Below are 18,724 nucleotides of genomic sequence, written 5' to 3'. Positions count from 1 at the left end.
CCTCCTTATAGAGTGGGCCCCATGGCCCGAAACCCCGCACACACCGCCCTCTGGCCCGCCCCGCACGCGAGCGGAGCCGTCGACGCGACGGTCCACGTGCCCGGGTCCAAGTCGGTCACCAACCGTGCCCTCCTCCTCGCCGCCCTCGCCTCCGAGCCGGGCTGGCTGCGCCGTCCGCTGCGTTCCCGCGACACCCTGCTGATGGCCGGCGCCCTGCGCGCGATGGGCGTGGAGATCGAGGAAGGCGTCGGCCCGGACGGCACCGGTGAGGCCTGGCGGGTGCTCCCCACGGGCCTGCGCGGCCCGGCCACCGTCGACGTCGGCAACGCCGGCACGGTGATGCGGTTCCTGCCCCCGGTCGCCACCCTCGCCGACGGCCCCGTCCGCTTCGACGGCGACCCCCGCTCCTACGAGCGTCCCCTGAACGGCGTCATCGACGCGCTGCGCCACCTGGGCGCCCGGATCGACGACGAGGACCGCGGCGCGCTGCCGATGACCGTGCACGGCGGCGGCGCCCTGGACGGTGGCACCGTGGAGGTCGACGCGTCGTCGTCCTCCCAGTTCGTCAGCGCCCTGCTGCTGTCCGCGCCGCGCTTCAACCAGGGCGTGGAGGTCCGCCACACCGGGGCGACGCTGCCGTCCCTGCCGCACATCCGGATGACCGTCGACATGCTCCGCGCGGTGGGTGCCCAGGTGGACACCCCCGAGTCGGGTGGCGAGCCGAACGTCTGGCGGGTCACGCCGGGCGCCCTGCTGGGCCGGGACCTGACCGTCGAGCCGGACCTGTCCAACGCCCAGCCGTTCCTGGCGGCGGCGCTGGTGACCGGCGGCAAGGTCGTGATCCCGGACTGGCCTGCCCGTACCACCCAGCCCGGTGACCGGCTGCGGGAGATCTTCACCGAGATGGGCGGTTCCTGCGAGCTGACCGAGTTCGGGCTGGTGTTCACCGGCTCCGGGTCGGTCCACGGCATCGACGTGGACCTCGGCGAGGTCGGCGAGCTGACGCCCGGCATCGCGGCCGTGGCGGCGCTCGCGGACTCCCCGTCGACCCTGCGGGGCGTGGCCCACCTCCGGCTGCACGAGACGGACCGGCTGGCCGCGCTGACCAAGGAGATCAACGAACTCGGCGGTGACGTCACCGAGACCGCCGACGGTCTGCACATCCGCCCGCGCCGACTGCACGGCGGCGTCTTCCACACCTACGAGGACCACCGCATGGCCACCGCCGGCGCGATCATCGGCCTCGCGGTCGAGGGCGTGCAGATCGAGAACGTGGCCACCACGGCGAAGACCCTGCCGGACTTCCCCGAACTGTGGACCGGGATGCTCGGGGCGTAGGGGTTCACCATGCGCCGCTACGGCAAGCACACCGACGAGGACGACATCCGCTCCCGCCCCAACCGCAAGGGCAACCGGCCGCGCACCCACATCCGGCCCAAGCACGAGGACGCGGCCCTGGGCCTGGTCCTGACCGTCGACCGGGGCCGGCTGACCTGCCTCGTCGAGGACCGGGTCGTACTGGCGATGAAGGCCCGTGAGCTGGGCCGCAAGGCGGCGGTGGTCGGTGACCGGGTGGCGCTCGTCGGCGATCTGTCCGGGAAGAAGGACACGCTCGCGCGGATCGTGCGGATCGAGGAGCGCGCGTCGGTGCTGCGCCGTACCGCGGACGACGACGACCCCTACGAGCGGATCGTCGTCGCCAACGCCGACCAGCTCGCCGTCGTCACCGCCCTCGCCGACCCCGAACCCCGTCCGCGGCTGATCGACCGCTGCCTGGTCGCGGCGTACGACGGCGGCCTGGAGCCGCTGCTGGTGCTGACCAAGTCGGACCTCGCGCCGCCGGACAAGCTGCTGGAGCTGTACGGCGACCTCGACATCCCGTACGTCGTGACCAGCCGCGCGGAACTGGAGAGCGGCGAGGCGGCGGACCGGGTGCGGGAGCAGCTGGACGGCCGGATCACCGCGTTCGTGGGGCACTCCGGGGTCGGCAAGACGACGCTGGTCAACGCGCTGGTGCCGGAGGAGCGGCGGCGTACGACCGGACATGTCAACGCGGTGACCGGGCGGGGGCGGCACACGACGACGTCCGCGCTGGCGCTGCCGCTGTCGGGCGCCGAGGGCTGGGTGATCGACACACCGGGGGTGCGGTCCTTCGGGCTCCACCACGTCGACCCGTCCCGGGTGATCCACGCCTTCCCCGATCTGGAGCCGGGCACGGAGGGCTGTCCGCGCGCGTGCAGTCACGACGAGCCGGACTGCGCGCTGGACGCGTGGGTGGCCGAGGGGCACGCGGATCCGGCGCGGCTGTACTCGCTGCGGCGGCTGCTGGCGACGCGGGAGCGCACGGAGGGCGACTGACCTCCGCGTTGTTTGTCGTGGCCGCCGGACGGTAAGTCCATAATCGCACCGAGCCGGACCCGAACCTGTCGAACCTGACGAAGCGGCCACTGTACGTGGGGAATGCGGGAGGACGACACATGGCGTGGCTGCTGGTCGTAGTGGCCGGGTTGCTCGAGACCGGCTTCGCCGTGTGTCTGAAGCTGTCGCACGGCTTCACCCGGCTGTGGCCGACCATCGCGTTCTGCGCGTTCGCGCTGGGCAGCTTCGGGCTGCTGACCCTGGCGCTGAAGAAGCTGGACGTGGGGCCCGCGTACGCGGTGTGGACGGGCATCGGCGCGGCGGGGACGGCCATCTACGGGATGGTGTTCCTCGGGGACCTGGTGTCGACGCTGAAGATCGTGTCGATCACGTTCGTGATCGTCGGTGTGATCGGGCTGCAGTTGTCGGGGTCCGCGCACTGAGCCCTGCTACGGCACCGCCGGGGACCGGTGCAGGGCGCCGCGCACCAGGTCGGCGACGCCGGTGTCGGCCGGGGGCGCGGTGACGCAGGACAGGGCGAGGCGGACCACCAGCTCGCAGGAGCGGGCCAGGTCGGCGGTGTCGGACCGGGGGACGCCGGGTCCGGCCAGGACGGCGACGGCACGGTCGCGGACGAGGGCGACGAAGTCGGCGGGTGAGGGCAGCGGGCCGTCGGCGCGGCGCTGCGCGGGCACGGCGGATCCGGACGTCACGGCCGGGAGGCCCGGGGCGGGCAGGCGTTCGCCCCAGCAGCCGGTGAGCATGGCGCGGACCAGGGTGTTCTCACGGGCGCTGGCGGTGGTCCACTCGGCGGTCGCGGTCAGCCGGTCGCGCGGGTCCACGGGGCCGGTGAGGGCGCGGTCGACGCCGGCGAGGTAGCCGTCGGCCTCCCTGCGGACGAGGGCCCGGGCGAGGCCGTCCTTGCTGCCGAACTCGTTGTACAGCGTCTGGCGGGAGACCCCGGCCGCGGCGGCCACGTCCACCATCCGCACCGTGGACCACGGGCGACGCGCCAGTGCCGTGTAAGCGGCGTCCAGCAGAGATTCCCGCGCTGCAGGCATCTTCGCCTCCCTCGGGGCGAGCGGCCGACCCTGCGGTTAGATTTGACGCGCCGTCGGGCACTGTCAAGGGTCCGCGGGACCCGCCCCCGGTGGCCCCGCACCGATCTCGGCAGATACCGTTCGTCGCATGCCCGACTACCTCGACGACCTGCGTCTCGCCCATGTCCTGGCGGACGCCGCCGACGCCGCGACCATGGAACGGTTCAAGGCCCTCGACCTCAAGGTGGAGACCAAACCGGACATGACGCCGGTGAGTGAGGCGGACAAGGCCGCCGAGGAACTCATCCGCGGCCACCTCAAGCGCGCCCGCCCGAGGGACGCGGTCCTGGGCGAGGAGTACGGGGTGGAGGGCACGGGGCCCCGGCGCTGGGTGATCGACCCGATCGACGGCACCAAGAACTACGTGCGCGGGGTGCCCGTGTGGGCCACGCTGATCTCCCTGATGGAGGCCGGTGAGGGAGGCTTCCAGCCGGTCGTCGGGGTCGTCTCCGCCCCCGCCCTCGGCCGTCGCTGGTGGGCCGCGCAGGGGCACGGCGCCTTCGCCGGCCGCAGTCTGTCGTCGGCCTCCCGGCTGCACGTCTCCCGCGTCTCCCGGCTCTCCGACGCCTCCTTCGCGTACTCCTCGCTCGGCGGCTGGGAGGAGCAGGGGCGTCTTGACGGCTTCCTCGACCTGACCCGCGAGGTGTGGCGCACGCGCGCGTACGGCGACTTCTGGCCGTACATGATGGTCGCCGAGGGATCGGTGGACCTGTGCGCCGAGCCGGAGCTGTCGCTGTGGGACATGGCGGCCACCGCGATCGTGGTCACGGAGGCGGGCGGCAGTTTCACCGGGCTCGACGGCCGGCCGGGACCGCACAGCGGCAACGCGGCCGCGTCGAACGGGCTGCTGCACGACGAGTTGCTGGGGTATCTCAACCAGCGTTACTGAGCGGCACGGAGTGAGCGTGCGCGCCCCCGGCCGGCCGCACGCGCCCTCTTGTTGACCCCCGCTTTGCCTGCCACTCTGGGAGCTCCCCCACTTGTGAACTTGTGAAATCGCGAACGAGCGGGCGCCTACGCCCGTGACCTCGCGTTTTCCGGTAGGAGGTGGCTCCATCCATGCTCGTCCGTGACGCCATGAGCACCGTGGTCCTCACCATCGGCCCCGCCCACACCCTGCGCCAGGCCGCCGCCCTGATGTCCGCCCGCCGGGTGGGCGCGGCCGTGGTCCTCGATCCCGACGGCACCGGCATCGGCATCCTCACCGAGCGGGACGTCCTCAACTCCGTCGGGCTCGGCCAGGACCCCGACAGCGAGCACGCCCACGCCCACACCACCACCGACGTCGTGTTCGCCGCCCCGTCCTGGACCCTGGAGGAGGCAGCCACCGCCATGACCCACGGCGGTTTCCGCCATCTGATCGTCCTCGACCGGGGCGAGCCGGCCGGCATCGTCTCGGTCCGCGACATCATCCGCTGCTGGGCACCTCGGCGGCAGCCGGCCCAGCGGGTACCGGCGTAGCGACATGCGGAACGGGCCGGATCCCGCGAGGGGGTCCGGCCCGTGTTTCGACAAGCGGTCCAGCGCTGGAATCAGCCGCGCAGGGCCTGGACCGCGGCCTCCAGCCGCTTGCCGAAGTCCTCGTCCGCCTGACGGAAGTTGTTGATCGCGCGCTCGGCGATGTCGTCGCGCGTGACCCCGGAGATGGCGTTCGCCAGGTTGTTCACCAGGCGCTCCTTCTCCTCCTCCGTCATCAGCCGGTACAGGTTGCCCGCCTGGACGAAGTCGTTGTCCTCGGCGTGGACCGGCGTGACCGTCTCGCCGGTGACACCGGTGACCGCGATGGGCTGCCACGGCGAACGGCCCGTCTGGGCCGGGCCGCCGAAGCTGTTCGGCTCGTAGTTCTTCGCGCCCCCGTGGCGGCCGTCGTACAGGTAGCCGTCACGGGAGTTGGTGCGCGCCTCGGTGGCGTGCGGGCGGTTCACCGGCAGGTGGTCGGCGTTGATGCCGACGCGGTAGCGGTGGGCGTCGCCGTACCCGAAGAGGCGGCCCTGGAGCATCTTGTCCGGGGAGGGACCGATGCCCGGCACGAAGTGGGCGGGGCTGAAGATGGACTGCTCGACCTCGGCGAAGATGTTCTGCGGGTTGCGGTTGAGCTCCAGCTTGCCGAACTCGATCAGCGGGTAGTCCGCGTGCGGCCAGACCTTGGTCAGGTCGAACGGGTTGAAGCGGTACGTGGCCGCCTCGGCCACCGGCATCACCTGGACGTAGACGGTCCAGGACGGGAACTCGCCGCGCTCGATGGCCTCGCGCAGGTCCCGCTGGTGGGAGTCGGGGTCCTTGCCCGCGAGGATCTCGGCCTCCTCGGCGGTCAGGTTCTTGATGCCCTGGTCCGTCTTGAAGTGGTACTTCACCCAGAAGGCCTCGCCGGCCTCGTTGTTCCACTGGTAGGTGTGCGAGCCGAAGCCGTCCATGTGGCGGTACGACGCCGGGATGCCGCGGTCACCGAACAGCCAGGTCACCTGGTGCGTGGACTCGGGCGACAGACCCCAGAAGTCGAAGACGTTGTCCGCCTCCGTCGAGCCCGTGTACGGGTCGCGCTTCTGGGTGTGGATGAAGTCGGGGAACTTGATCGCGTCCCGGATGAAGAACACCGGGGTGTTGTTGCCGACGAGGTCGTAGTTGCCCTCCTCGGTGTAGAACTTCAGCGCGAAACCGCGCGGGTCGCGCACGGCGTCCGCGGCGCCCAGGTTGCCGGCCACCGTCGAGAAGCGGAGGAAGGTCTCCGTCTCCTTGCCGACCTCGGAGAGGAACGCGGCCCTCGTGTACTGCGTGACGTCGGCGGTCACCGTGAAGGTGCCGTAGGCACCGGCGCCGCGGGCGTGCACCACACGCTCCGGGATGCGCTCACGGTTGAAGTGGGCCAGCTTCTCCAGGAGGAGCTGGTCCTGAACGAGGACCGGGCCACCGACGCCCGCGGTCTCGCTGTTCTGGTTGTCGGCAACCGGAGCACCGGCCTCCGTAGTAAGCGGTCCCTGCGTCACGTACGCCTCCTGCGTCATCACTGACCAACCTGTGCCTTGGCCAAATTCGATCCCGATCCTACAATGGACAATGTCTAAGTCAAGTGAGGCTCCAAAGTCACACCCGTTCGGGATTCCTGTCCCCCTGCTGTTAGGCTGGTGCCTATGAGTGACCTTTTGGAACGGCTCCGTGGACGTGGATGGCGGATGACCGCGCAGCGCCGTGTCGTGGCCGAGGTCCTCGACGGCGAACACGTCCACCTGACGGCCGACGAGGTGCACTCCAGGGCTGTCGCCAAGCTGCCCGAGATCTCCCGGGCGACCGTCTACAACACCCTGGGCGAGCTGGTCTCGCTCGGTGAGGTGCTGGAGGTGGCCACGGACAAGCGGGCCAAGCGGTACGACCCCAACGCGCACCGCCCGCACCACCACCTGGTGTGCGCGCGGTGCGGCGCGATCCGCGACGTCCACCCGACCGGCAACCCGCTGGCCGACCTCCCCGACACGGAGCGCTTCGGCTTCACGGTCTCCGACGTCGAGGTGACGTACCGCGGAGTCTGCCCGAACTGCGCGGCGGCGTAGGCGGCACACACACGCTTGAACGAAAGCCCCGGCATCCGATGGATGCCGGGGCTAAAAGCTCAGGGCCGGAACCCTGTCGGGTTCCGGCCCTGAGCCTTCAGTAGCGGGGACAGGATTTGAACCTGCGACCTCTGGGTTATGAGCCCAGCGAGCTACCGAGCTGCTCCACCCCGCGTCGATGAATGAAACACTACGTCAAGACATCCAACAGAAGCAAATCCGTTCCCGCACGCCACGGCGGCCAACCGCACCACCCCGCCTCACGCAACTGCGGGCAGTCGTGCCGCTGGGGCGGCACCCCACCCTGACACCACCCCGCCGCGCAACTGCGGGCAGTCGTGCCGCTGGGACGGCACCCCACCCTGACACCACCCCGCCTCACGCAACTGCGGGCAGTCGTGCCGCTGGGGCGGCACGGGTGGGCGCAGCGGCACCCCGCAAACGCCGGGCTGCGGAACCCACCCCCGCCCAGCCCACCGCCGCCTCAGCTCGCACGCCCCCGCCCGGCCTCACGCGGACAGCTCCTCACGCAACGCGTCCCGCAGCCGCGCCGCCCGCTCCGTAACCGCCGGAGGCCCCAACGCAGCCGCCCGCTCCGCCCACCGCTGCCCCTCCGCGAGCTCCCCCCGCCGCGCACAGACCAGCGCAAGCCGCAGCGCCGCCCGCCCGTGCCCCGCGTCGGCCGCCCGGGTCCACCACACGACCGCCTCCGGCTCACTCCCCTCACGAGCCAGCAGCAACCCCAGATTGAACGCCCCGTTCCGCGACCCGGCCTCCGCCGCCTCCCGGTACCACCGCGCCGCCTCGACGACATCCCCCCGCGCCGCCGCGAGCATCCCGACCCGCACCTGCGCCCGCCGGTGCCCCTGTGAGGCCGCCCGCTCGTACCACTCCTCGCACTCACTGCGCCGGTTCACCGGTTCCCCCAGCTCGTGCGCCGGCTCCGGCGGCCTGCGGGCATCCAGCACCGTCGCCAGCCGGTACGCCGCCTCCGCGCTCCCCCCGCCCGCCGCACACCGCAGGAACCGCTCCGCCTCGCCCTCCTCGCCCTCCCGCAGCCGCGCCATCCCGACCTGGAGCGCCGCCTCCATGTGCCCGGCGGCCGCCGCCCGCTCGTACCAGCGCAGCGCGGACCGCTCCTCGCCCCGGCCCGCGTGCAGGATGCCGAGGTTGAAGGCTGCGTCCACGCTGCCGGTCTCCGCGGCCTTGGAGAACCACGGCTCCGCACCGGTCTCGTCCCCGGCCCGCAGCAGCAGGATCGCCAGCGCGTTCGCCGCCTCGCGGTGACCGGCGTACGCGGCCCTGCGGTACCACTGCTCGGCCGGGGCGGTCCGGCCCTGGTCGGCGCAGAGCAGCCCGAGGTTGTACGCGCCGTTGATGTCACCGGCGTCCATCGCGGCCCGGTACCAGCGCTCGGCGGTCTGGGTCTCGCCCCGCTCGGCGTGCAGCGCGCCCAGCGCGTTCGCGGCGTTGCCGTCGCCGTCCTGCGCGGCCCGCAGCCACCACACGGCGGCGTTCTCGGTGTCCCCGGCGTCGCGCAGCAGGAAGCCGAGCGCGCAGGCGGCCCGGGTCTCGCCGTCCTTGGCGGAGGTCAGGTACCAGCGGCCCGCCTCCTTGAGCTCGCCGCGCCGCTCCAGGATCGCCCCGAGGTGCAGCGCGGCCCGGCGGTGTCCCCGCGCGGCGGCCTGCCGGTACCACTGCTCGGCCTCCCGCACCAGCGCGGCGGCGGCGTCGTCGCTCTCCCGCGCGGCCCTGCGGTCCAGCGCGCGGGCCAGCCGGTACGCCCCTTCCCGGTGCCCACGCTCGGCGGCGGCCCGCATCCAGCGCTCGGCCCGGGCCGTGTCCCCGCGGTGTTCCAGCAGGTCGGCGAGGGCGTACGCGCCGAGGGTGTGGCCCTGCTCGGCGGACTGGCGCAGCCAGTACTCGGCGGCGGGTTCGTCCCCGCGCTCCCGGTGGTGGCGGCCGAGCGCGTGGGCCGCCGCGGTGGAGCCGGCCACGGCGGCGATCCGCCACCAGCCGGCGGCCTCCTCGGCGTAGCCCCGCTGGTGCAGCAGGACACCCAGGTTGTTGGCGGCGGCGCGGTCGCCCGCGGCGGTGGCGGCACGCAGATGGGGTTCGGCCCCGTCGAGATCACCGCGGCGCAGCAGCATGGCGCCGAGAACGCTCATCGCCTCGACGTCGCCGGCCTCGGCGGCGAGCCGCTGACGCAGCTCCTCGGCCGCCTCGTCGGCGGCCTCCCCCGTCTCGTCCCGGGGTTCCTCCCGAGAGGAGGACTTCACAAAACGCCCTGTCTCGAACAGAGTTGCCTTGTCCCCCATAACATCCATCGTCGCACCACCTGCAACCTGGGTACACCTGGTATACCGCAGCCAGTGAGGTCACTACAGCGTTTTGTCGACATGCCCACAGAGAGACAAGTCAAACACAGATCGGCCAACTCCCGTCGGCGGCACGGCCGCCACCCGCCCAGGCACATGCGTTCGCCCATCACAAAGGCCCGGATTCCTTGAGGAATCCGGGCCTTTGATGTCGCCGACTTCGCGACGTGAGTAGCGGGGACAGGATTTGAACCTGCGACCTCTGGGTTATGAGCCCAGCGAGCTACCGAGCTGCTCCACCCCGCGCCGTTGCGTTGCAACCGTAGCACGGCGCGGGAGGGGCGTTTGACCAGCCTGCTCGCTAACTGCTCGGACTCGGGCTGGGACTAGGACTGCTGTCCCCGCCGCCGGGGCCACCGCCCCCTTCGGCCGACTGGGCCTCCTCGGCCTTGCGCAGCGCGTCCTCCAGGTCCTTCTGCGCCTTGCCGTAGGCCTCCCAGTCGTTCTTCTTCAGGGCTTCCTGGCCGGCCTCGAAGGCCTTCTGGGCGTCGTTCAGCGCCTCCTGGACCGTGGGGTTGTCGGACGTCGGCGGTGGCGTCGTGCCCTCCTCCTCGCCGGTCCCCTCGTCCTCGCCCGGTGGCTCGGTGGTCGTGCCCTCACCTCCGAAGATCTTGGCGAGAGCCTGGTCGAGGGTGTCCTCGAAGGCGGTCTGGCCTCCGTAGGTCACCAGCACCTTCCGCAGCAGCGGGTACTTCAGTCCGCCACCGCGCACGTAGACCGGCTCCACGTAGAGCAGCCCTCCGTCGAGCGGGACGGTCAGCAGGTTGCCGTACTCGACCTCGGAGTCGCCGCCTCTCAGCAGCCTGATCGACTCGGCGATGTCCTGTTCGGAGTTGAACTGGCTCTGGACCTGTTTGGGCCCGGAGACCGTGGTACTGGTCGGCAGTTTCAGCACTCTGATCTTGCCGTAGTCCTCGGTGCCCGGATCGGCGTTCACCGCCATGAAGGCACTGAGGTTGTCACGGCCGTTCGGTGTGAACGTCGTGGTGAGCGAGAAGGTCTGCTCCTGCTGGTCGGGCATCTTCATGCTCAGGTAGTAGGGAGGCACCGCGTCGCCCGTCTTGTTGGTCGGGTCGTCCGGTACTTCCCACACCTCGCTGCCCGAGAGGAACGTGGTGGCGTCCTTCACGTGGTAGCGGGTCAGCAGTTCGCGCTGCACCTTGAACAGGTCCTGCGGGTACCGCAGATGGGCCATCAGCGCGCTGGAGATCTCGGCCTTCGGCTGCACCGTGTCCGGGAAGGCCTTCATCCAGGTCTTCAGGACGGGGTCCTGGGTGTCCCACTGGTAGAGCTTGACCTCGCCGCTGTACGCGTCGACGGTCGCCTTCACCGAGTTGCGGATGTAGTTGACCTGGTTCTGCTGGGCCACCACCGCGCGCTGGTCGTTGGTGGCGGTCAGCGAGTCGGCCGTGGTGTCACCGAGGGTCGTCCGCGACGCGTACGGATAACCGTTGGTGGTGGTGTAGGCGTCGACGATCCACTGGATGCGGCCGTCCACGACCGCCGGGTAGGCGTCGCCGTCGATGGTCAGCCACGGGGCGATCGCCTCGACGCGCTCCTTGGGCGTGCGGTTGTACAGGATCCGCGATCCCTCGCCGATCGCCCCGGAGTACAGGATCTGCGGCTCGCTGAACGCGACCGCGTAGGCGGCCCGGTTGATCGGGTTCTCGAGGTTGATCCCGCTGTCGCCCTTGTAGCTGTACGTCTTCTCACCGCTGTCGTCGGAGTAGTCGATCTCCTTCTGGGGACCGCCGACGATCGAGTACGTGGTGGTGCGCTCGCCGTAGTAGACGCGCTGCTCGTACTCCGGGAGTTCGCCCTGGGACGGCAGGTCGGACTCGATGAAGTTCGGACGGCCGCCGGAGTCCACGCTGGTGCCCTCGGCCGCGACGACACCGTATCCGTGGGTGTAGCGGAAGTGGTCGTTGATCCAGTTCCGCTTGGGGATGCCGTCCAGGTTCAGCTCGCGCAGACCGATGACCGTGTCCTGCTCCTTGCCGCCGATGGGATACCGGTCGACGTCCAGGTTGGTCGGGAACGCGTAGTAGTTCCTGATCTGCTGGAGCTGCTGGAACGTCGGCGAGACGATGTTCGGGTCCATGATCCGGATGCTCGCCGTGTCGGTGACGTCGTCCCGCAGCTGGGTCTTGTCCTCGGTCTGGCTCGTGCCCGGGTAGTCGGTGACCTTGGAGTCGTCGATGCCGTAGGCCTCACGCGTGGCCTTGAGGTTCTTCTCGACGTACGGCGCTTCCTTGGCCTGCTCGTTCGGCTGGACCTGGAACTTCTGCACGATCGCCGGGTACAGGCCGCCGATGAGGATCGCCGACAGCACCATCAGGCCGAAGCCGATCACGGGCAGCTGCCAGGTGCGCCGCCACAGGGTGGCGAAGAACAGCAGCGCGCAGATCACGGCGATGCAGAACAGGATCGTCTTGGCCGGCAGGTAGGCGTTGGCGTCGACGTACCTGAGGCCCGTCCAGCTGTCGGTGGCCTTGAAGTCGCTGGACTTCACCGCCAGTCCGTACCGGTCGAGCCAGTAGGCGACCGCCTTCAGGGCGACGAAGACACCGAGGAGCACCGACAGGTGTCCGGTGGCCGCGGCCGTGGCGCGCGCGCCCGGGCTGGTGATGCGCAGCCCGCCGTACAGGTAGTGGGTGAGCGCGGCGGCGATCAGCGCCAGGATCGTGGCGGCGAAGCCGAAGCCGAGCAGGAACCGGTACCAGGGCAGGTCGAAGGCGTAGAAGGAGACATCGAGCTTGAACTGCGGGTCCTTCTGGCCGAAGGACACGCCGTTGACCCACATCAGCCAGGTCCGCCACTGGCTCGACGCCGAGGCGCCGGCGATCAGGCCCACCAGCGCGGTGATGCCGAGCAGCAGCCACTTCTTGTACGGGGCGATGCCCATCCGGTACCGGTCGAGGTTCTGCTGCTCCATCGACATGGCGCTCAGCGGCGGCCGCATGCGGTGTGCCAGCCAGACGTTGAAGCCGACCGCGAGGGCCATCAGCAGACCGAAGACGAAGAACAGCCCGATCTTGGTCCACAGGGTCGTCGTGAACACCGACGAGTAGTTGACCGAGCGATACCACAGCCAGTCGGTCCAGAAGCCCGCGAACATGGTGAACACCATGCCGAGGACGGCCAGGACGCCCAGTGTCATGAGCAGGGTCCGGACCCGCCGGGACGGGCGGCCCACTCTGATCCGTGGCCCCGTCGGGCCTCCGCCGCGGTCCGGCATCTGGAAAGCCAAGGTAGGCACCTCGAAGTTCGCTGTTGATTCGTCAGGCCCGCGTCTTCACGGACCGTGTGTGGTCCCCCGTGATCGCAGGCCCACACCTATGCAACTTACTCACGCTTTACTCGGTTCCCGATTCCGGCCAGGAACGAGAGAGGATTGTGACCATGTCCAACACACCCATGGCGGCCAACCCGCTCACCCGGGCCGTGCTCGAGATCGACGAGTACGTCTCCGGCCTCGGCTGGGACCAGCCCGCCCGCCTGTTCGCCCTCGTCGACACCGCCCGGCTGCGGGCCGAACAGCCCTCGCTCGCGGACCGGCTCGGTCTGGGCGACGAACAGGAGACAACCGCTCTCACCCCGATCGAGCAGGACGAGATTCCAACGGGCAAGCCGCTCGACGAGTTCCTGGGCACCATCGCCTGGCCCGACGCGGTGACCGGCTGTGCCCTGACCGTGGAGCGGCTGATGCTGCCGCCCTCGGCCGAGGCCCAGGTCCCCAAGGACCTGGACGAGGCCGCGCTGACGAAGTGGGTGGCGCGGCACCCGGAGCGTCAGGAGGTCCGGATGACGGTCGCGGTGCTGCGCGACGGGACCCGCGAGTCGGCCCTGCGGCTGCGTGAGAAGGACTCCGCCACGGAGGTCCTCACCGGCTCCGAGCTGGTGCCGGGCCTGGCCCAGGCGCTGACGGCGACGTTCGAGGATTAACGGGGCCGGTCAGGAGGCCGTGCACTTCGGCAGGTCCGCGGTGTCGTCGGAGCGGATGTCCTCCAGGGCGCCCAGGGCGTCGTCGATGGTGTCGACCTTCACCAGGGTGAGGCCCTCGGGGGTGTCCTTGGCGGCGGACGCGCAGTTGTCGGCGGGCGTGAGGAAGTACTCGGCGCCCTTGTCGCGCGCGCCGACCGTCTTCATCTCGATCCCGCCGATCGGCCCCACCTTGCCGTCGTCGTCGATCGTGCCGGTGCCGGCGACGAACTCGCCGCCGGTCAGGCTGCCCGGGGTGAGCTTGTCGTAGATGCCGAGCGCGAACATCAGGCCCGCGCTCGGCCCGCCGACGTCGGCGAGCTTGATGTCGATGCTGAACGGGAAGGTGTGGTCGGTCCCGGCGGAGATCCCGACGACGGCGCGCTTCTCGCCGCCGTCCTCGGAGGCCGTGGTGGTGATCGTCACCTTCTCGGTCTTCGTCGCCGTCCGGTTCTCCTTCTCGGCGGCGGCCTGCTCCTTGGCGGGCACGACGGTGAAGACGACGTCCTCGCCCGGCTTGTGCTCGGTCACCCGCTCGGCGACGTCGGCCGGCTCCTTCACCGCCTCGCCGTCGACGGTCTTGATCACGTCGCCCGCGTGCAGCTTGCCCTCGGACGGGGACCCCTTGACCACCGTGGAGACGATCACCCAGGACTTCACCGGGACGTCGAGTTCCTTCAGGGCCGCGACCTTGGCGCTCTCCTGGGACTGACTGAACTCCTCGGCGTTCTCCTGGGTGGACTCCTCCTCCGTCTTGCCGTCGGGGTAGAGGGTCTCGTGCGGGACGACCTTGTTGTCGTGCGCGAGCCATCCGTAGACGGCCTCGACGAGGTTCATCCGGTAGTCGGCGCTGGTGACCCGCACCGTGGTCATGTTGAGGTGACCGTCCGTCGGGTAGGTCTTGTGCCCGGAGATCTGCAGCACCGGCTCGCCGTCGTGCTCGCCCAGCGTGTTCACCGTCGGCCCCGGGGACATCTCCGAGTAGGGCACGGGGATGAACACTCCCGCGCACAGGAGCGCGATCAGCATCAGGGTGGAGGCGAGCATCGTCGCGGTGCGGCGTGGCATGCCTCGACAGTACGGGACAGGCCTGTCAGCGCACCGGCAGGGCCGCCCGGACGGGCGGCCCTGCTCGCTTCGTACGCCGTGGCCTGCCGCTCTTCGGCCTTCAGCTACCCGAGCGCGGCCTTTCCATGGCCTCGCGGAACCGGGCGTAACCGACGAGTTCGGGACCGTCGCTCCGCACCTTGCGGGTGCGGTTGGCCCAACTGCCCCACAGTCCCGCTCCGATCGCGGCCACCAGCGGAATCAGCAACCAGGCGAGTGCCGCCATGCCGACCTCCCAACCCCATGAGCGTCCGCAACGCTGACTGATCAGCAGATTAACCATCCGCAGTGACAACGCTCACGCCAGGGGTGGGGTTACGCAACCGGAGGTCCGGGGCCTGTCATGGGCGCCTCAGCAGGCGCCCACCCATTCCTCTGTCCCGTCGGAGAACCTCTGGTGCTTCCAGATGGGCACCTCGTGCTTGAGGTCGTCGATCAGCTTCCGGCAGGCCTCGAAGGCCTCCCCCCGGTGCGGGCACGACACGCCGACGACCACGGCGAGGTCCCCGACCCGGAGGTCCCCCACCCGGTGCACCGCGGCCAGCGCCCGGACGGGGTACTCGGCGGCGACCTTCTCGGCGATCCGCCGCATCTCGTCCTCGGCGCTGGGGTGGCACGAATAGCCGAGCTCGTCGACGTCGGCACCCCCGTCGTGGTTGCGCACGGTCCCGACGAACAGCGCCGTCCCGCCGGCCGCGTCGTCCCCGACCGCGTGGAGGACCTCGTCCACGGACAGCGGCGTGTCGCGGATCGAGATCAGCTTGATCGGGTCCTGTGCGGCCTGCTCACCCGGGTGATCGTGCGTGGATGCCATGTCTCCATCGTGCCCCACCGCGGCGACAACGCGGAACAGCGTCATCGCCCGGCACGCGCGCGTGCCCGTTCGGAGCTTCCTACAGGAGGCGGCTTCCTGCAGCAGGCGCGTCAGATCCGGCGCCGGGCCTTGCGCGCCCGCCGTACCACCGCGGCCGCGCCCAGCAGGGCCACCGTCGCTCCCGCGGCGCCCGCCGCCGTCGCGTCCTTGCGCCCCAGTCGCCGGCCGGCGACCGTGTGCCTGCCGGACACCTCCTCCAGCAGCTCCGCGAGCACCTCCTCGTTGGTGTGCGCGGGCCGCCACCCGGCGTCGTGCAGCCGGCTCCCGCTGACCACCCAGGGGTACATCGTGTAGGCCAGGTCCCCTGCCGGGGACGGGGTGAGCCCGATCCGGTGCAGCCGGGCCGCCGCGCCGAGCGCGACCGCCGACGGCAGCTCCATCCGCCGGATCCCGCTGAGCTCCTCGACCTCCTCCTGCTCCAGCCATCCGTCGCAGCCGACGGCCAGCTCACCGTCGACCTTCTCCAGGACGGCGTACTCCAGGGCACTGCACAGATCCTGGACGTGACAGAACTGCCACGCGGGCCGCGACCCGGCCACCACGAGCAGCCTGGGCGACTCGAAGTACCTGGTCAGGGCGGTGTCGGTGCCTCCCACCAGCACGGCGGGGCGCACCACCGTGACATTGAGCCCCGGGTGCGCTCTGGGCGCCCGGCGCGCGAGCCGCTCGATCTCCAGGAGGTCACCGACCCCCGTGGCCTCCGCCGTGGCCCGCAGCTCCGCGTCCTCGGACAGCGGCAGCTCGTTGTCCGGCAGCGCCCCGTAGACCATCGTCGACGTGCACAGCACCACGCGGTGCACCCCGGCGGCCGCGGCGGCCGTCAGCACCGTCTGCGTGCCCCGCACGTTGTAGGCCGTCCGGGCGGCGGCATCGGTCTCCAGATCGAGGTCGAGCGCGAGATGGACCACCGCGTCGGCCCCGCGCAGCTTGTCCGCGATGGCCGGGTCCCGTACGTCCAGGATGTGCCAGCGCGCCTCGGCGCACTCGCCGCGCCGCTCGTCGATGGCGATGACCTGCTTGATCTCCTCCGAGGCGGCGAGCCGCGCGGTGAGCAGCGCGCCGATGCCGGACGCGGCACCGGTGACCGCGACGACGGGGCCGCGCGCGGCAGTCGTTCTGCCGGCGCGAAGCGCCGTCGTCGAGGGGCGGTGGTCGGGCGACGGGTGGACTGACTTGTTTCGCGCTGCGCGAACCTGTGGATCTGGGGAACTCACCGGGCGTCTCCAGCGGTTGTCTTCAGTACGGGCGCAAGCGACGCGTACGTACCAGGTGGCATCCATCCTGCCGCAGGCCTTCTGTCGGCGAAGCACCGAGGCCCGAACCGCTTCAGGTGTCTACGCTGGGTGGTGTTGTCGGGCAGCCGTGCCGCCGGAAAGAACCGGTGGCCCTACCAGCCGAGGAAACCCGTGAGTGACACCCCATTCGGATTCGGCCTTCCGCCGGAGGAGCCGGACGACGGCGACGAGGGCAAGAAGAAGGACCCGCAGAGCGGTGGTGGTCAGGGCCCGGCCAACCCGTTCGGCTTCGGCATGCCCGGAGCCGGAGGCTTTGGCGGCCCTGGCGCGGACAATCCGTTCGCCGCGATGTTCGGGTCGCTGAACCCCAACGACCTGGGCGCGGCGTTCCAGCAGCTCGGCCAGATGCTCTCCTACGAGGGCGGGCCGGTGAACTGGGACATGGCCAAGCAGATCGCCCGGCAGACCGTCTCGCAGGGCACCGCGGAGGGCTCGAAGGACGCGAGCGTCGGGCCCGCCGACCGCAGGGCCGTGGAGGAGGCGGTCCGTCTGGCCGACCTGTGGCTGGACGACGCGACCTCCCTGCCGTCGGGCGCCAACTCCGCCGTGGCCTGGAGCCGCGCGGAGTGGGTGGAGGCCACCCTTCCGGCGTGGCGGGAGCTGGTCGACCCGGTGGCCGAGCGCGTCGGGAACGCGATGGGCGATGTGCTGCCGGAGGAGATGCAGGCCATGGCCGGCCCGCTGATCGGCATGATGCGCTCCATGGGCGGCGCCATGTTCGGCACGCAGATCGGGCAGGCCGTCGGCGTGCTCGCCGGTGAGGTCGTCGGCTCGTCCGACATCGGCCTGCCGCTGGGCCCGGCCGGCCGGGCCGCGCTGCTGCCGCTGAACATCGAGACGTTCGGCAAGGACCTGGGCGTCCCCCAGGAGGAGGTGCGGCTCTATCTCGCCCTGCGCGAGGCCGCCCACCAGCGCCTGTTCGCGCACGTCCCGTGGCTGCGCTCGCACCTGTTCGGTGCCGTGGACGGCTACGCGCGCGGGATCAAGGTCGACACCGGCAAGCTCGAGGACGTCGTCGGCCAGTTCGACCCGCAGAACCCCGAACAGCTGCAGGAGGCCCTCCAGCAGGGCATGTTCCAGCCGGAGGACACGCCGGAGCAGAAGGCCGCCCTGGCCCGTCTGGAGACGGCGCTGGCGCTCGTCGAGGGCTGGGTGGACGCCGTGGTGCACGCCGCGGCCAAGCCGCGGCTGTCGTCGGCCGACGCGCTGCGCGAGACGCTGCGCCGCCGCCGCGCCTCGGGCGGCCCGGCGGAGCAGACGTTCGCCACGCTGATCGGTCTGGAGCTGCGCCCGCGCCGGCTGCGCGACGCCTCGCGCCTGTGGGCCTCGCTCACCGACGCGCGCGGGGTCGACGGCCGGGACGCCCTGTGGGCGCACCCGGACATGCTGCCGACCGCGACCGACCTGGACGACCCGGACGGTTTCGTGCACCGCGAGCAGATCGACTTCTCCGAACTGGACAAGATGCTCGGCGAGGCCGCCGGCGGGAAGCCCGACCTCAAGAAGAAGGACGAGGGCGAGGACGAGAACAAGGGCGACGACGCCGAGTGAGCCTCCACGACGAGGCGGTCCTCGTGCTCAAGGGGTACGAGGACCAGCCCGGACTGCGCCAGACCTATCTGGACCATCTCGCGGCGCATCCGGACGGCATGTGGAAGGCCTGTACGGACGGTCACATCACGGCGAGCGGCCTGGTGATCGATCCCGAGCGGGGCCGGGTGCTGCTGACCCTGCACCGGAAGCTGCGGATGTGGCTCCAGATGGGCGGGCACTGCGAGCCGGGCGACGTCTCGCTCGCCGCGGCGGCCCTGCGGGAGGCGACGGAGGAGTCCGGCATCGCGGGACTGACCCTGGTCCCCGGTGGCCCCGTGCGTCTGGACCGCCATCACACACCGTGTGCCTGGCATCTGGACGTCCAGTACGCGGCGCTGGCTCCGTCCGGAGCCGTCGAGGCGATCAGCGACGAGTCCCTCGACCTGCGCTGGTTCCCGTACGACGAGGTGGCGGACGTGGCCGACAGCTCGGTCACCCGTTTGGTGGAAGCGACCCGGACGAGACTGGGCGTCTGACACAGGGGTAAGGGGCG

Annotated in this window: 17 protein-coding genes and 2 tRNA genes; 9 read left to right on the top strand and 10 right to left on the bottom strand. The window is 71.0% G+C overall.

The window, feature by feature from the left end:
- Positions 1-21: 21 nt before the first annotated feature.
- From aroA to ACIA6T_RS15775, 3 genes are all read left to right on the top strand, one after another.
- Entirely contained in the window at positions 22-1,338 is a 1,317-nt protein-coding gene (gene aroA, locus ACIA6T_RS15785; RefSeq protein ID WP_399447061.1) for a 3-phosphoshikimate 1-carboxyvinyltransferase, read from the top strand.
- 9 nt (positions 1,339-1,347) lie between these two features.
- Complete coding sequence (gene rsgA, locus ACIA6T_RS15780) at positions 1,348-2,358, top strand: ribosome small subunit-dependent GTPase A (RefSeq protein ID WP_399447060.1); 1,011 nt, start codon at positions 1,348-1,350, stop codon at positions 2,356-2,358.
- A gap of 119 nt (positions 2,359-2,477) precedes the next feature.
- On the top strand, positions 2,478-2,801 hold the full coding sequence (locus ACIA6T_RS15775; RefSeq protein WP_371235838.1) for a multidrug efflux SMR transporter: 324 nt from the start codon (positions 2,478-2,480) through the stop codon (positions 2,799-2,801).
- Between the two features lie 6 nt (positions 2,802-2,807).
- Here the strand turns inward: ACIA6T_RS15775 and ACIA6T_RS15770 are convergent, their stop codons facing one another.
- On the bottom strand, positions 2,808-3,419 hold the full coding sequence (locus ACIA6T_RS15770) for a TetR/AcrR family transcriptional regulator (protein ID WP_399447059.1): 612 nt from the start codon (positions 3,417-3,419) through the stop codon (positions 2,808-2,810).
- Between the two features lie 127 nt (positions 3,420-3,546).
- Here ACIA6T_RS15770 and hisN point away from each other — a divergent pair, with 127 nt between their 5' ends.
- Positions 3,547-4,347: a histidinol-phosphatase gene (gene hisN / locus ACIA6T_RS15765; RefSeq protein ID WP_399447057.1), complete on the top strand. Its 801-nt coding sequence runs from the start codon at positions 3,547-3,549 to the stop codon at positions 4,345-4,347.
- 170 nt (positions 4,348-4,517) lie between these two features.
- The gene (locus ACIA6T_RS15760) at positions 4,518-4,919 is read left to right on the top strand and encodes a cyclic nucleotide-binding/CBS domain-containing protein (RefSeq protein ID WP_399447056.1); all 402 of its coding nucleotides are present in this window, start codon (positions 4,518-4,520) and stop codon (positions 4,917-4,919) included.
- A 71-nt stretch (positions 4,920-4,990) separates the two neighbouring features.
- Here the strand turns inward: ACIA6T_RS15760 and ACIA6T_RS15755 are convergent, their stop codons facing one another.
- Positions 4,991-6,442 carry a catalase gene (locus tag ACIA6T_RS15755; protein WP_399447055.1) on the bottom strand — a complete coding sequence of 484 codons (1,452 nt, stop codon included), beginning with the start codon at positions 6,440-6,442 and terminating at the stop codon, positions 4,991-4,993.
- A 144-nt stretch (positions 6,443-6,586) separates the two neighbouring features.
- Between ACIA6T_RS15755 and ACIA6T_RS15750 the strand changes: the two genes are divergently transcribed.
- The gene (locus ACIA6T_RS15750; protein ID WP_344569042.1) at positions 6,587-7,003 is read left to right on the top strand and encodes a Fur family transcriptional regulator; all 417 of its coding nucleotides are present in this window, start codon (positions 6,587-6,589) and stop codon (positions 7,001-7,003) included.
- 101 nt (positions 7,004-7,104) lie between these two features.
- Here ACIA6T_RS15750 and ACIA6T_RS15745 read toward each other — a convergent pair.
- The 4 genes from ACIA6T_RS15745 to ACIA6T_RS15730 all read right to left on the bottom strand — a co-directional run bounded on the left by ACIA6T_RS15745 (position 7,105) and on the right by ACIA6T_RS15730 (position 12,619).
- A tRNA-Met gene (locus tag ACIA6T_RS15745) sits at positions 7,105-7,178 on the bottom strand.
- Positions 7,179-7,512: 334 nt separating this feature from the next.
- Positions 7,513-9,330, bottom strand: coding sequence for a tetratricopeptide repeat protein (locus ACIA6T_RS15740; protein WP_399447054.1), 1,818 nt, complete (start codon positions 9,328-9,330; stop codon positions 7,513-7,515).
- Positions 9,331-9,553: 223 nt separating this feature from the next.
- A tRNA-Met gene (locus tag ACIA6T_RS15735) sits at positions 9,554-9,627 on the bottom strand.
- Between the two features lie 55 nt (positions 9,628-9,682).
- Complete coding sequence (locus ACIA6T_RS15730; protein WP_399447232.1) at positions 9,683-12,619, bottom strand: UPF0182 family protein; 2,937 nt, start codon at positions 12,617-12,619, stop codon at positions 9,683-9,685.
- Between the two features lie 164 nt (positions 12,620-12,783).
- Here ACIA6T_RS15730 and ACIA6T_RS15725 point away from each other — a divergent pair, with 164 nt between their 5' ends.
- Complete coding sequence (locus ACIA6T_RS15725) at positions 12,784-13,326, top strand: PPA1309 family protein (RefSeq protein ID WP_399447053.1); 543 nt, start codon at positions 12,784-12,786, stop codon at positions 13,324-13,326.
- A 9-nt stretch (positions 13,327-13,335) separates the two neighbouring features.
- Here ACIA6T_RS15725 and ACIA6T_RS15720 read toward each other — a convergent pair whose 3' ends face one another.
- From ACIA6T_RS15720 to ACIA6T_RS15705, 4 genes are all read right to left on the bottom strand, one after another.
- Positions 13,336-14,430, bottom strand: a complete 1,095-nt coding sequence (locus tag ACIA6T_RS15720; protein ID WP_399447052.1) for a PDZ domain-containing protein — start codon at positions 14,428-14,430, stop codon at positions 13,336-13,338.
- A 100-nt stretch (positions 14,431-14,530) separates the two neighbouring features.
- The gene (locus ACIA6T_RS15715) at positions 14,531-14,695 is read right to left on the bottom strand and encodes a hypothetical protein (protein ID WP_399447051.1); all 165 of its coding nucleotides are present in this window, start codon (positions 14,693-14,695) and stop codon (positions 14,531-14,533) included.
- Positions 14,696-14,821: 126 nt separating this feature from the next.
- Positions 14,822-15,283: a molybdenum cofactor biosynthesis protein MoaE gene (locus ACIA6T_RS15710; RefSeq protein ID WP_399447050.1), complete on the bottom strand. Its 462-nt coding sequence runs from the start codon at positions 15,281-15,283 to the stop codon at positions 14,822-14,824.
- Between the two features lie 110 nt (positions 15,284-15,393).
- Entirely contained in the window at positions 15,394-16,557 is a 1,164-nt protein-coding gene (locus ACIA6T_RS15705) for an SDR family oxidoreductase (protein WP_399447049.1), read from the bottom strand.
- Between the two features lie 192 nt (positions 16,558-16,749).
- Between ACIA6T_RS15705 and ACIA6T_RS15700 the strand changes: the two genes are divergently transcribed.
- Positions 16,750-18,189, top strand: a complete 1,440-nt coding sequence (locus ACIA6T_RS15700) for a zinc-dependent metalloprotease (RefSeq protein ID WP_399447048.1) — start codon at positions 16,750-16,752, stop codon at positions 18,187-18,189.
- On the top strand, positions 18,186-18,707 hold the full coding sequence (locus ACIA6T_RS15695) for an NUDIX hydrolase (RefSeq protein ID WP_399447047.1): 522 nt from the start codon (positions 18,186-18,188) through the stop codon (positions 18,705-18,707). The genes ACIA6T_RS15700 and ACIA6T_RS15695 overlap by 4 nt, the downstream gene beginning before the upstream one ends.
- Positions 18,708-18,724 lie beyond the last annotated feature (17 nt).

This window comes from Streptomyces sp. NPDC051740 (genome assembly GCF_044453165.1).
Taxonomy (GTDB): Bacteria; Actinomycetota; Actinomycetes; order Streptomycetales; family Streptomycetaceae; genus Streptomyces; species Streptomyces atrovirens.
The sequence above is the reverse complement of the archived record's forward strand: the minus strand, read 5'-3'. Positions and strand labels throughout refer to the sequence as shown.

Coding starts and splice junctions, on each gene's coding strand:
- aroA (WP_399447061.1), top strand. CDS start 22: ATGGCCCGAAACCCCGCACACACCGCCCTCTGGCCCGCCCCGCACGCG.
- rsgA (WP_399447060.1), top strand. CDS start 1,348: ATGCGCCGCTACGGCAAGCACACCGACGAGGACGACATCCGCTCCCGC.
- ACIA6T_RS15775 (WP_371235838.1), top strand. CDS start 2,478: ATGGCGTGGCTGCTGGTCGTAGTGGCCGGGTTGCTCGAGACCGGCTTC.
- ACIA6T_RS15770 (WP_399447059.1), bottom strand. CDS start 3,419: ATGCCTGCAGCGCGGGAATCTCTGCTGGACGCCGCTTACACGGCACTG.
- hisN (WP_399447057.1), top strand. CDS start 3,547: ATGCCCGACTACCTCGACGACCTGCGTCTCGCCCATGTCCTGGCGGAC.
- ACIA6T_RS15760 (WP_399447056.1), top strand. CDS start 4,518: ATGCTCGTCCGTGACGCCATGAGCACCGTGGTCCTCACCATCGGCCCC.
- ACIA6T_RS15750 (WP_344569042.1), top strand. CDS start 6,587: ATGAGTGACCTTTTGGAACGGCTCCGTGGACGTGGATGGCGGATGACC.
- ACIA6T_RS15740 (WP_399447054.1), bottom strand. CDS start 9,330: ATGGATGTTATGGGGGACAAGGCAACTCTGTTCGAGACAGGGCGTTTT.
- ACIA6T_RS15730 (WP_399447232.1), bottom strand. CDS start 12,619: ATGCCGGACCGCGGCGGAGGCCCGACGGGGCCACGGATCAGAGTGGGC.
- ACIA6T_RS15725 (WP_399447053.1), top strand. CDS start 12,784: ATGTCCAACACACCCATGGCGGCCAACCCGCTCACCCGGGCCGTGCTC.
- ACIA6T_RS15720 (WP_399447052.1), bottom strand. CDS start 14,430: ATGCCACGCCGCACCGCGACGATGCTCGCCTCCACCCTGATGCTGATC.
- ACIA6T_RS15715 (WP_399447051.1), bottom strand. CDS start 14,695: ATGGCGGCACTCGCCTGGTTGCTGATTCCGCTGGTGGCCGCGATCGGA.
- ACIA6T_RS15710 (WP_399447050.1), bottom strand. CDS start 15,283: ATGGCATCCACGCACGATCACCCGGGTGAGCAGGCCGCACAGGACCCG.